The sequence below is a fragment of the Bacillus paranthracis genome, from assembly GCF_024296885.1.
Taxonomy (GTDB): domain Bacteria; phylum Bacillota; class Bacilli; order Bacillales; family Bacillaceae_G; genus Bacillus_A; species Bacillus_A paranthracis.
Window position 1 is genome coordinate 762849 of the sequence record NZ_CP101135.1, and the last position, 12152, is coordinate 775000.

Genomic DNA, 12152 nt, shown 5'->3' on the forward strand with positions numbered 1-12152 from the left:
TGAAAAGGAAGTTAGGTGGGGGATTTGTTAGAGCTAAAAGGTAACTTATTTGAAGTTATGAAAGAAATTAGAGATGAGTTAGGTTCGCCTAATGATTTGACAATTAGGGAAGTTGCCCTTGCCGGTAGTTTTACACGCTGTGCTGTTGTCTTTTTATGTGGGTTAACAGATAAGGATAATGTTTATAAATATGTAGTTCGTACACTTCAATATGAAGAAATACAAAAAGACGAAGCTGTTGTTCAAACATTATTGGATCGCTTTATTTCTATTGCAGAAGTTGGTAAGAAGACAACGTTGCCGGATATTATAAATGCGATTTTAGCGGGAGATACAGTTATATTAATTGATAATATTCAAACCGCTATCGTAATTAATAGTAGGGCTTGGGAAAAAAGAAGTTTAGAACCGCCAGTAACAGAAGATTTAATACGTGGACCGAGAATTGGATTAAATGAAGATATTAACGTGAATAAAGTATTAATTCGCCGTAGTTTACGTGACCCAAAGCTGAGATTTCAATCTTATATTATGGGAAAGAGATCCCAAAAAGAAGTGACTTTAGTATATATAGAAGACATTATTAATCCTTACATTGTAAAAGAGCTAGATCGGCGTCTTCAATCCATAGTGACAGATGTCGTTTTTGAGACGGGTACAATTGAGCAATTAATTCAAGATAATAATTTGTCGCCGTTTCCGCAGTTTTTGAATACGGAAAGGCCTGATAATATTGTGGCCTCATTAACGAAAGGAAAGGCAGCTATTTTGGTGGATGGATCTCCCTTTGCCCTTATAGCTCCGCTAGTGTTTGTTGATATTTTTCAATCTGTGGAAGATCATTATGAGCGTTGGGTAATAGGGACTTTATTAAGAATTTTGCGGATGGGTTCTGGTATAGTTGCAATTTTAATGCCAGCGATGTATGTAGCGCTCGTTTCGTATCACCAAGGACTTATTCCTTCTAAATTGGCTTATTCGATTGCTGGAGCAAGAGAAGGTGTTCCTTTTCCTGCCTATATTGAAACGTTAATGATGGCATTAACGATGGAGTTAATACGAGAAGCAGGAATTAGGTTGCCGAAACCGATGGGACAAACAATTGGGATTGTAGGTGGTCTTGTAATTGGAGAGGCAGCGGTGAATGCAGGAATTGTAAATCCATTTTTAGTTATCATTATTGCGGTTACAGCTATTGCTACATTTTCACTTCCGGTGTATAGCATCACAATTACGTTTCGGATTTTACTTTTCGTCTTTGTATTAGCAGCAACGGCTTTTGGGTTGTATGGAATCATTCTAGCTCTTATTGCGCTTGCTGTTCATATTACAAATTTAACAAGTGTTGGTGTGCCGTATACAACTCCAATTGCTCCCGCATTCTATAAAGATTGGAAAGAAGAGCTTATTCGTTTGCCGAAATCAATGTTGAAAGAGAGACCGGAATATTTACAAACGAAGGATTCTACAATACGTCCAAAGGAGCGAGAATAATTGAAACCATTTGAGTATGGCGATGAAGAGATTGGATCTCGGGAAATTGGGTTTGCGGTATCTTCGACCATTATTGGTATAGGAGCATTGTCTATGCCAAGAGATATCGCTAACCAAACTTTATTTTCGGACGGTTGGATTATTTTGCTTTTGGGTGGATTGGTGTGTGCAGTTTTAGGTTGGTTTGTAACGAGGGTAGCTATTTTATTCCCGAAACAAAACTTTGTTCAATATACGAGTGCGCATTTGACAAAGCCTGTTGCATACACGATTAGCAGCGTTTTAGTATTAACGTTTGCTGCGTTGACAGCATATGAATCGCGAATGATTTCAATTATTTCCCAAACGTATTTGTTTAGTGATACACCAATACAACTACTGTCTTTCTTCTTCTTATTAGTTGTTATTTATGGAATAGCAGGATCTAGAGCAGCTTTATTAAGGTTAAATGTTCTATTTTTACCTATTGTTTTAATTGCGATAGTGCTTCTTTCTTTATTGAATATAAATTTAATGGAAATAAATAATTTACTACCAGCCTTTCAAACGGAAGTGAGTCAATATGCTGTTGGAGTTAAAAATTCTATTTTTACATTTATTGGGTTTGAAGTAGCTTTGTTTTATGCTGTTTTGTTAAACGATAAGACGGCAAAAAAAGCACCGATGGCAGTTGCAAAAGCTGTGATGGTAAACGTGTTATCATACATTTTAATTTATGTAACTTGTATTAGTGTTTTTACATATATGACAACACGTGGATTAACATATCCAACAATTGAATTAGGGAAAGAAATTGAAATTGGTGGAGGGTTTTTAGAAAGGTTTGATGCGATTTTTTTTACAACTTGGATTATTACTATTTATAACACGACAGCAATGTATTATGACGTCGCATCTTTATTGTTTTGTGCGATGTTTCCGAAAGTGAAGAAACATATTTTCATTTTTGTAAGTGCCCCTATTATTTTTATGGTGAACATGGTACCGAGTAGTTTGAATACTTTGTCAAGCTATGGGACTTATTTAGCTTGGATAGATATGGGGTTTGTCGTGTTAGCACCTTTGTTAGTTTTTATTGTATATAAAATAAGAAGAAGGAATGGTAGAAATGAAACACCTTCTTAAAATTATAATGCTTATGGTTTTAGTTGGATCTATCAGTGGGTGTTCTGAGCTAGAAGAAATAGAAGAAAGAGGATTTGTAGTAGGTGCAGCCTATGATATCGTGAAAAAAAAGAAATCGAATCCGATTATGAAAGGGACGTATCAGATGGTGCTTCCCAGTAAGCTAGCGCAACAAGGGGGACAAGGTGGTGGAGATAGTGAAAATTATATTAATGTGAGTGCGAAAGCAGATAGTGTCTTTGAGCAAATCCGAATTATTGCTAAAAAAATTAGTCGAACATTATTTTTTCCGCATATACAAGTGATTATTTTTTCGGAAGAATTACTGGCGAATCCGTATGTTTTGCAAAATACGTTAGATGTATATATTCGCGATCATGAAATGAGGAGAAATATTCGTTTGTTTGTTTCGAAGAAGAATGCCGAATCTATTTTAAAACAGAGTGCAAAACCTGAAAATTTACCGGCACAGTATATTGATATGTTAGCTGAACATCCTCCGAAAAATGCCCAAATGATTGAGGCTGCAAGAATTGGTGAGGTTCAGGAAAAGATGATTGCGAGCCGAAGCTTCGTATTACCTATTCTTGAATTAACAAAGCAAGGTGTACAAATGAACGGGGCAGCGTTGTTTCGTGGGAAGGATAATAAGTGTGTAGGTAGTTTGAATGGGGAAGAAACATTAGGAATGAATTATATAGTAGGTAAAAAAATTGGAGGTTTTTTTACTATCCGCAAAAAGAATCAACTTATTACATATGAAATTCATAAGTTGCGTCGGAAAATTAAAGTATCTACAACAAATGTTACAAAACCAAAGTTTAATATTCACTTATTTTTGGAAGGTACAATAGCTGAGTTACACTTTAGTGATCATAAAAAGGTCTTGAATGAAAAACGTTTAGAGAAGGATATTTCGAAGGAAATGGAGACGCGCATCCGAAAATCCGTTCAGCTTGTTCAAAAAAAATATAAGGTAGATGTATTAGAATTAGGGGAAGTGTATAAGCGGCATAATTATAAAGAGTGGAAAAAAATAAGTAAGAATTGGGATCAAGGTGAAAATTACTTTAGTGATGCTGAGGTTACTGTTCATGTTCATCCAACAATTGAACATACGGGTTCAGCTTTACCAAAAAGAGTAAAGTAAGGTGATGGAAGGTGTTTACTGGATTGGGGATTAGTTGCACAATATTAATGGCAGTTCTTCCAGGAGCTATATACTACATTCATAAAAAAATTACAACGTATGGAGCACAGCCTTGGAATACTGATATACAAAAAAAGAAACCTGAATGATTTCAGGTTTCTTTCGTGCAAAGCATATGTGAAGGGGGATACCTTCTATGTATGCTTTGCTTTATACAAGCCCTAACCAATGTACCAATTGTGTAGAGAGGAATGTCACAACAATGGCGATAACGGTAGGGATTGCAAACGATAAGAATGTCCATTTTGCACTTTTTGTTTCTTTATATATGTTAACCAGTGTCGTTCCGCATGGGAAATGAAGAAGTGAGAACAACATTGTGTTTAACGCTGTTAACCAAGTCCAACCATTTTCTAAGAATAAATTTTTAATTTGATTAAAATCATCTATTTCAGTTAAAGCTCCGGTTGATAAGTAAGACATTAATAAAATCGGGATAACAATTTCATTCGCTGGTAGTCCAAGAATAAACGCAGCTAGAATAAAGCCGTCAAGTCCTAACATTTTAGCAAATGGATCTAGAAAATTTACAAAATACATAAGTAAGCTTGTGTCACCGATGAAAATATTAGCTAGTAACCAAGTTAATGCAGCCGCAGGGGCAGCTACAACAACAGCTCGTTTTAAAACATAAACTGATTTATCGAGTGTTGCGCGTACAATTGTATTCCAAACCTTTGGCTTACGGTACGGCGGTAACTCAAGTGTGTAGTGGGTTGGAACGCCTTTTAAAGCTGTTTTTGATAGTACCCAAGAAACAGTTAATGTCATAACGATACCAATTACAACCATTCCAACTACAACGCCGGCAGTAACAAGTGTTTGCATACTACCTGTATAACCAGCAGCCATAAATAATGAGGCCATTAAAATTAACATAGGCCAGCGACCGTTACAAGGTACGAAGTTATTTGTTAAGATTGCAAGCATACGTTCACGTGGTGATTCAATAATACGTGTTGACATAATAGCTGCAGCGTTACAACCGAATCCCATTGCCATTGTTAAAGATTGTTTACCGTGTGCACCAGAGCGTTTGAATAAGCGGTCCATATTAAACGCAACGCGTGGTAAGTATCCATAGTTTTCTAATAGTGCGAACATAGGGAAAAAGATGGCCATAGGTGGTAACATAACGCTAATAACAGCGCCGATACCACGGAATAAACCAAGTATTAAAATGCCATGTAACCATTCAGGTGCGTGTGCTGCTTGGAACCAAGAAGTTAAATATCCTTCGGCCCATCCGAAAAACTCAGCAATCATATCAGATGGTACGTTAGCACCAGCGATTGTAAGATAAAAAATGATAGATAAAATACCGAGCATAATTGGGAATCCCCATATTGGAGATGTGAAAATTTTATCTAGTTTTTCAGAACGATATAATTTATCCGTATTTGTATATTGAACAGATTCTTTACAGATGCTTGCAGATGTTCGATAAATATCTCCGACAATATCATCTCGTATATCTTCTTTTGAAAGTGTTTGAGCGTGTTGAATAATATAGTCTAATGGAAGAGCTTTACTGGCTGAGTGAGATTCCATTGATTACGACCTCCCTTACAAGTGGTTCGTTATGATGTTTTTCAAGTGCAGTTAAGAAATTTTTATCTCCATCTAATATACGTAATGCAATCCAACGTGCTGGATACGTATCACCGAATACTTTATAAATTTGTGGTTCTAATTCTCGAATCATATTTTCGATTTTTTCACTATAAGTAACTTTAATTGGTGCTGGAATTAGCTTTTTATTTGCTACTTTAGCAATGACATTTAGTAAATGACCGATGCCTACTCGGTTACGAGCGGAAATCTTAACTACAGGTACACCAAGTGATTTTGCTAATTTTTTTTCATCGATAACGATGCCTTTTTTCTCAGCTTCATCAATTAAGTTAATACAAATGACTACGTTACTCGTCATTTCCATCACTTGAAGTGCTAAATTTAAATTTCTTTCCATTGCTGTTGCATCTACAACAACTACAGTTACTTCTGGTTTTTCAAATATAATATAATCCCTTGCTACTTCTTCATCCGCAGAATTTGAATATAGTGAGTAAGTCCCAGGTAAATCTATTAATGTATATTTACTACCGTTATGTTCATATTCTCCTTCAGCTTTTAAAACAGTTTTTCCCGTCCAGTTTCCAGTATGTTGTTTTAAACCTGTTAAAGTATTAAATAATGTACTTTTCCCGGTATTTGGGTTGCCAGCTAAAGCAATGCGATATTTGCTCATCTGAAATCATCTCCTATTAATACCCCGAAAATAAGGGAACTTTCTTCCTTGCGTAGTGCGATAGTTGTGTTGCTTACTTGATAAGCGACCGGATCTCCAAGTGGGCTGCGTTGTAATACTTTAATTGTTGCGCCGGGGATAAATCCTAAATCTAATAAACGTCGTTTCATAGTTCCTTCTAATTGTATCTTCTCAATTTGTACAAACTCTCCAGTCTTAAATTCGGAAAGTGGTTTTTTATTAGCCGATACCATAAAAGTTACCTCATCTCTATATTGTTAGTTTAAGTTTAAAAAGTTTCCTTAGGTAAACTTTTTGTTAGTAATATAGTAGACTACATTGGATGATGCTGTCAATTGGTACTTTAAAAATATTCATTTATTTTTAGAATTGTTCCAATTTATTTAGTTGTACTAAAAAATATTACTGAAATTCTGTGTAATGTACATAAATTAGGCGCGTAAAAGTAACAAAATACAACGGAATTGTAAATGTAACTTTAACTAAAAGGGAAAAAGAGCGAAAAACATTTACATTTAATTTACATTGTTAAGAGTAAATTTACATTACAGCTTAATTAGTGTGGATTTTGTTGGGTTCTTCAACTATAAATGTTGGGATTTCTAGTTTTTAAGGGGTATTATCGTCATTTACTTAAAATTAAAAATTGCTTAACACTCACATAATATTATTGTCCTACAATGAATTTGTGTTCGAAAGAAGTAGATAAATGTGAAAAGTGATAATCCAAATGGGGGTACAAGACATGGTCATGAAAAAGGGTATTAAATTTTCTTTAGCAGCTTTAGTGGTAGCGGGTTCATTAGTGGGATGTGGAAAAGCAGAAGAGACATCAGGTAAAGAGGCTAAAGGAAGCGATAATGCAAAACAAGAATTGTCAGGTACGATAGCAGCTGCAGGCTCTACAGCACTTCAACCTCTTGCAGAGGAAGCTGGAAAGAAATTTATGGAGAAAAATTCAAACGTTTCTATTCAAGTGCAAGGTGGCGGTAGTGGAACTGGAATTAACCAAGTAGCTTCTGGTGCGGTCCAAATTGGTAACTCAGATGTTCCATCTGCAGATAAAATAAAAGATGCTGATAAGGCGAAAGAATTAGTAGATAACAAGGTAGCGGGTATTGCATTCGCACTTGTCGTAAATAAAGATGTAAAAGTTGATAATTTAACAGTACAACAAGTACAAGATATCTTCACTGGAAAAGTAACAAACTGGAAAGAGGTAGGCGGGAAAGATGAAAAAATTAACGTAATTAACCGTCCAGCTTCTTCTGGTACACGTGCTACATTTGAAAAAACAATTATGAAAGACGCGAAAATTAATGATGGAACTGGTACTACACAAGATTCTAACGGTGCAGTAGAACAAGCGATTAACTCTACTCCAGGTTCAGTAAGTTATTTAGCAATGTCTTACATGGTTGGCGAGAAAAAAGGTGCGCTACAAACAGTGAAAATTGATGGTGCTGAACCAAAAGTTGAAAACATTGCGTCTGGTAAATATCCATTCTGGTCTTACGAGTACATGGTAACGAAAGGTGAGGCAAAAGAAGCAACAAAAGCTTACATTGACTATGTAAAAGGTAAAGATTTTGAAAAGCAAGTAGAAGATATGGGTTATATTCCAATGTCTAAATTAAATAAGTAATAAAATTTATGGGGCTGGCTGCAAGGCCAGTCCTGTTCATTTCAATTTATGAAGTGGGGTCTGTCCTGTGATGAAGGGGAAAAAACAAATTAATTACGTGAAAAGTGAATATATAGGAAGATCACTTGTTACGTTTTGTGGTATTTTTATTGTTTTAGTTACATTAGCTATTATTGCATTTATTTGCGGTAAAGGAATTCAATCATTTACGCAAAGTGGTATCTCGTTTACTGAAATGTTAACATCGACAAAATGGAGTCCAAATGCTGATGAGGGAACTTTCGGGGCTGTAATTTTTATTGTAGGTTCAACGGTGGTTTCGTTAGGTGCGGTTATTATTAGTGCGCCAATTGCTATAGCTCTTGCTATATTCATGAATTTAATTTCGCCGAAGTTTGGAAATAAAGTATTGAAGCCTGTTTTAGAATTATTAGTTGGTATTCCTTCGGTTGTATACGGATTATTAGGGGTTACAATCTTAGTACCGCTATTACGTGATTCGTTTGGAGGAGTGGGCTTTAGTTTAATTGCAGGTATTGTTGTATTAAGTATAATGATTTTGCCTACTATTGCTAGTATCGCTTCTGATGCAATACGCTCTGTTCCATTTGATTATTTAGAAGCTTCTTATGGTTTAGGATCAACGAAATGGCAAGCGATTAGCCGAGTGATTGTTCCTGCTGCGAAAAAGGGGATTTTAACAGGTATTGTTTTAGGTTTAGCGCGTGCTTTTGGTGAAGCATTAGCGGTTCAAATGGTAATTGGGAATACGGTTAAATTACCAGAAGGAATATATAGCCCGACAGCAACGTTAACTGGTATTTTGACAATGGACATGACAAATACATTAAACGGAACTGCTTGGAACAATGCGCTATGGACTTTAGCAATGATTTTACTTGTTATTTCATTCCTGTTTATTTTAGTAATTCGAGCAATTGGGCAAAGAGGTGAGCGATAATAATGAATGCAAGAACGGTAAATAAAGTTTGGACAGGTATCTTTTATGCGGTTGCGGCTTTAGTTGTAGCTTTACTAGTGTTCTTAGTGTTTGAGATTTTACAAAAGGGATGGGGTTTTTGGGATCCTAATTTCTTGTTTGGAGAACCAAGTAATACAAGAGCTGGTGGTGGGATTGGTCCGCAGTTATTCAATTCTTTCTATATGCTTGTTATAACGCTTATTATATCTATTCCTCTCGGATTAGGCGCTGGAATATATTTAGCAGAGTATGCAAAACAAGGACGTTTTTTAAACTTTGTCCGTTTATGTATTGAGACAATGGCATCTTTACCTTCTATTGTTGTTGGTTTATTCGGTTTGTTAGTGTTCGTTACAATGACAGGATGGGGATACACAGTAATGGGTGGTGCCCTTGCTTTAACAATTTTAAACTTGCCAGGTTTAACTCGTGTTTGTGAAAATGCGATTTCAGAGGTTCCTTCTAATGTGAAAGAGGCGAGTCTTGGATTAGGTGCAACAAAGTGGCAAACGATCACTCGTATTATTATTCCGTCGTCACTACCACAAATTATTACAGGTGTTATTTTAGCGGCAGGTCGTATATTTGGTGAAGCGGCGGCATTAATTTATACAGCGGGTTTAACATCTCCAATTTTAAATTCAGCAGCGGACTTCTCAAGTCCTGCTCATCCTTTAAACCCATTTAGACCAGCTGAAACGTTAGCGGTTCACATTTGGAAGTTAAATTCTGAAGGAATTATTCCGGATGCGAAGTTAATTGCGACAAAGTCTGCAGCTGTATTAATTATTATGGTATTGCTATTCAATGTTATTTCACGCTTAGTAGCATCTATATTGCACAAACGTTTTACAGGAGCGAAAAGAAAAAGTAAAACGACGAAGAAGGTAAAAGCGGCATAAGTTATAAAGAAGAACTCTCTATTTATAAGTAGGGGGTTCTTTTTGCGTTTTAATATAGAAGGAAAAGGTATAGCGATTGTTGAATTTGTAATTCGTTATATAGATAAAGTGAAATTTTAAACAGTGGGGTTTTACTGCTCACAAATAGTGGGATAAAATGATGGATTATATGAGTAGGTAGAGAAAAAGCGTTATCTTCATTCGTGAAGATAACGCTTTTTCGTTTAAATATCAGGTGTTTCTGTAGAAGTATTTATTTTTCTACGAGAGCGTCTTTTTCTCCCGATTTTATCTAATAGTTCATACATTACAGGAACGACTACTAATGTAAGGACAGTTGAGACTGCTAAACCGCCGATGACAACGACTGCCAAACTTTTCGATACCATACTTCCTGCTTGTGATTGACCAAATAGGAGTGGTAGCATAGCGACGATTGTTGTAATAGCTGTCATAATAATTGGGCGTAATCTAGTGGAACCTGCTTCAAGTAAGGCCTCTCTCGTTTCCATACCGTGTTCTCGGTTTTGTTGTACTCTTTCTATTAATACGATAGCGTTTGTAACGACAATCCCGATTAACATTAATGCGCCGATCAAGGAATTTACATCAACTGGTGTTCCTGAAATGATTAATCCTAAAATACCGCCGACAGCAGCTAATGGCAAGGAGAACAAGATTGCAAAAGGAGCACGCGCCTGCCCAAAGGTAATAACCATAATTAAATATACAATCCCGATTGCAATCCCCATAATCTTGAATAAATCTGTGAAGTTCTCTTGCATAGATTCAGTGGCGCCTGCGATATTTACTTTGGCTCCGTTAGGTAAATCTAAGTCGGCTATCGCTTTGTTCACTTCTGCGCTTACCTTACTTAAATCTTCATTTGAAGCTTCTGCGGTAATTTGAATGGTTTCTTTTCCATCTTTATGGAAGACTTCTGTTTGAAGTTGTTTTTCTGAAATAGTTGCAATGTCTTTTAAAGGAATTGGTCCATTAATAGGTGATAGTATGTTTGTGTTTAAAATGTCTTCTTGTTTAGTAATGCTTTCTTTTTTATGTTCTATCATAATAGTAGTTTTTTCGTTATTGATTGAAACTTCACCAATAGGTGATTTCTTCATAAGGAATGCTACTTGTTGAGCTGCTAATTCTGGTGTTAATCCTAGTTGTTCGGCCTTTGTTTGATCAACATGGATTTGCCATTCTTTCTTAGAGTCTTCTAAATTCGTTTTTACTTTAGAAAGATCATCCATATCTTTTAGTTTTGTTTCGACGATAGTAGCAGCCTCTTTTAAATTCGTTTCGTTAGTGGCTGTTACGTTGAATTGCAAATTATTGCCGCCGCCAGAGCTTGAATAACTCATTTTTATATAATCAAGTTCAGCGGGTTCAAAAGTTTTATGTTCTTTCTTTAACTCTTTAATATACTGATCAATATCAGAACCTTTTTTAAAGACTACCAATATACTTGCGAGATTATTTTTGGTCGTTTGCCCCCATTGTGCATCTTCTGCGCTAGATCCCATTCGTAAAATAACATCCGTTACATCTGAATTAGAAAGTAGCTTCTTTTCGAAATCAAAGGCTTTTTGTTTTTGTGTTTCAGGAGCGTAATCAGCTGGGAAAGTCATATTAATAGATAACATTGTGTCGTCTTCAGATTTTATATTCGCTTTCGGTAGTAATACATAGGCAGCAATCGATCCTGCGAATAATAAAAAAGAAGTAAGTAGAATAATGAATTTATGCGAAAGAGCCCACTTTAATGTAGCCGTATATCGTGGTGAAGAACTTGGCTTTTTGTGTTTTGTTTTTTTGAGTAGTAAAAAAGCCATAAGTGGCACAACTGTTAGTGCAACGATTAAGGACGATAGTATAGAATATACGACCGCTAATACCATAGGTAACATTAATTTTCCGATTACTCCTGATACGAGGCCGATAGGTAAAAAAACAGCGACCGTTGTTAAGGTGGAAGAAGTAATTGCGACGGCGACCTCTTTCGTTGCATCGAGAATAATATCTTTAGAGAAAGATTCCTTTTGTAACCGGCGGAAAATATTCTCAATGACAACGATGCTATCATCGACGAGACGTCCAACTGCAACGGCTAAACCACCAAGTGTTAGAGTGTTAAGTGTGATGTTAGATTGGTGTAGTAAAAAGAGTGTTAATAAAATAGATAATGGAATACTGACAACAGCGATGAGTGTCGTTCGGAAATTGCGTAAAAAGATTAAGATAATTAGAGTTGCCGCAATTGCTCCAAGGATTACTTCTTTTCCCATACTAGTAACAGCATTTTCAACTTGTTCATGAGTTGATGCTAAAAGTTTAATAGAAAACTGATCTTTATATTGTTTACTTATATCTTTAATTTTTTTATCGATTTCTTTTCCGGTTGCAACTGCATTTTTACTTGGCTCTTTCATGATGATTAATCCAGTGCCTTCTTCGCCGTTTATATGTGAGATTGTATCGTAGTGTTGTTTAAGTTCAATTTGAGAAACATCTTGTAA

Annotated in this window: 11 protein-coding genes (1 of these 11 only partly in view); 7 read left to right on the forward strand and 4 right to left on the reverse strand. The window is 35.8% G+C overall.

All coding sequences use genetic code 11. The features are described from left to right. Positions 1-15: 15 nt before the first annotated feature. Genes gerLA through NLJ82_RS03795 form a run of 4 tightly spaced genes read left to right on the forward strand, consistent with a single transcriptional unit; the run spans position 16 to position 3918 of the window. The gene (gene gerLA, locus NLJ82_RS03780) at positions 16-1494 is read left to right on the forward strand and encodes a spore germination protein GerLA (RefSeq protein ID WP_001996708.1); all 1479 of its coding nucleotides are present in this window, start codon (positions 16-18) and stop codon (positions 1492-1494) included. Beyond that, entirely contained in the window at positions 1495-2619 is a 1125-nt protein-coding gene (gene gerLB, locus NLJ82_RS03785) for a spore germination protein GerLB (RefSeq protein WP_000802027.1), read from the forward strand. It abuts the gene before it with no gap. Further along, complete coding sequence (locus tag NLJ82_RS03790) at positions 2603-3769, forward strand: Ger(x)C family spore germination protein (RefSeq protein ID WP_000681624.1); 1167 nt, start codon at positions 2603-2605, stop codon at positions 3767-3769. The genes gerLB and NLJ82_RS03790 overlap by 17 nt, the downstream gene beginning before the upstream one ends. Positions 3770-3780: 11 nt before the next feature. Continuing rightward, positions 3781-3918, forward strand: coding sequence for a hypothetical protein (locus NLJ82_RS03795; RefSeq protein WP_000493994.1), 138 nt, complete (start codon positions 3781-3783; stop codon positions 3916-3918). A gap of 61 nt (positions 3919-3979) precedes the next feature. Here the strand turns inward: NLJ82_RS03795 and NLJ82_RS03800 are convergent, their stop codons facing one another. The 3 genes from NLJ82_RS03800 to NLJ82_RS03810 are packed head-to-tail and all read right to left on the reverse strand — an operon-like array spanning position 3980 to position 6334. After that, a complete protein-coding gene (locus NLJ82_RS03800) occupies positions 3980-5380 on the reverse strand; it encodes a nucleoside recognition domain-containing protein (protein ID WP_000443601.1) in 1401 nt (466 codons plus the stop codon). Beyond that, positions 5358-6080 carry a FeoB small GTPase domain-containing protein gene (locus tag NLJ82_RS03805; protein ID WP_000049870.1) on the reverse strand — a complete coding sequence of 241 codons (723 nt, stop codon included), beginning with the start codon at positions 6078-6080 and terminating at the stop codon, positions 5358-5360. Before NLJ82_RS03805 ends, NLJ82_RS03800 begins: the two co-directional genes overlap by 23 nt. Beyond that, a complete protein-coding gene (locus NLJ82_RS03810) occupies positions 6077-6334 on the reverse strand; it encodes a FeoA family protein (RefSeq protein WP_000252986.1) in 258 nt (85 codons plus the stop codon). The genes NLJ82_RS03805 and NLJ82_RS03810 overlap by 4 nt, the downstream gene beginning before the upstream one ends. Before the next feature lie 512 nt (positions 6335-6846). Between NLJ82_RS03810 and NLJ82_RS03815 the strand changes: the two genes are divergently transcribed. The 3 genes from NLJ82_RS03815 (at position 6847) to pstA (ending at position 9630) form a co-directional block, all read left to right on the forward strand. After that, positions 6847-7746 carry a phosphate ABC transporter substrate-binding protein PstS gene (locus NLJ82_RS03815; protein ID WP_000245122.1) on the forward strand — a complete coding sequence of 300 codons (900 nt, stop codon included), beginning with the start codon at positions 6847-6849 and terminating at the stop codon, positions 7744-7746. Positions 7747-7816: 70 nt separating this feature from the next. Further along, a complete protein-coding gene (pstC, locus tag NLJ82_RS03820; RefSeq protein WP_000676680.1) occupies positions 7817-8707 on the forward strand; it encodes a phosphate ABC transporter permease subunit PstC in 891 nt (296 codons plus the stop codon). A 2-nt stretch (positions 8708-8709) separates the two neighbouring features. Continuing rightward, positions 8710-9630: a phosphate ABC transporter permease PstA gene (pstA, locus tag NLJ82_RS03825; protein ID WP_000994142.1), complete on the forward strand. Its 921-nt coding sequence runs from the start codon at positions 8710-8712 to the stop codon at positions 9628-9630. A 224-nt stretch (positions 9631-9854) separates the two neighbouring features. Here the strand turns inward: pstA and NLJ82_RS03830 are convergent, their stop codons facing one another. Further along, a protein-coding gene (locus NLJ82_RS03830) for an efflux RND transporter permease subunit (RefSeq protein ID WP_000375585.1) crosses the window boundary here: on the reverse strand, positions 9855-12152 show its 3' portion. 747 nt of this gene lie beyond the right edge of the window; the window shows 2298 of its 3045 coding nt (coding positions 748-3045); its start codon lies beyond the right edge, outside the window; the stop codon is at positions 9855-9857.

Excerpts from the sequence above, each read along its gene's own strand:
- NLJ82_RS03800 (WP_000443601.1), bottom strand. The coding sequence starts at position 5,380 with ATGGAATCTCACTCAGCCAGTAAAGCTCTTCCATTAGACTATATTATT.
- NLJ82_RS03805 (WP_000049870.1), bottom strand. The coding sequence starts at position 6,080 with ATGAGCAAATATCGCATTGCTTTAGCTGGCAACCCAAATACCGGGAAA.
- pstC (WP_000676680.1), top strand. The coding sequence starts at position 7,817 with ATGAAGGGGAAAAAACAAATTAATTACGTGAAAAGTGAATATATAGGA.
- NLJ82_RS03790 (WP_000681624.1), top strand. The coding sequence starts at position 2,603 with ATGAAACACCTTCTTAAAATTATAATGCTTATGGTTTTAGTTGGATCT.
- pstA (WP_000994142.1), top strand. The coding sequence starts at position 8,710 with ATGAATGCAAGAACGGTAAATAAAGTTTGGACAGGTATCTTTTATGCG.
- NLJ82_RS03810 (WP_000252986.1), bottom strand. The coding sequence starts at position 6,334 with ATGGTATCGGCTAATAAAAAACCACTTTCCGAATTTAAGACTGGAGAG.
- NLJ82_RS03815 (WP_000245122.1), top strand. The coding sequence starts at position 6,847 with ATGGTCATGAAAAAGGGTATTAAATTTTCTTTAGCAGCTTTAGTGGTA.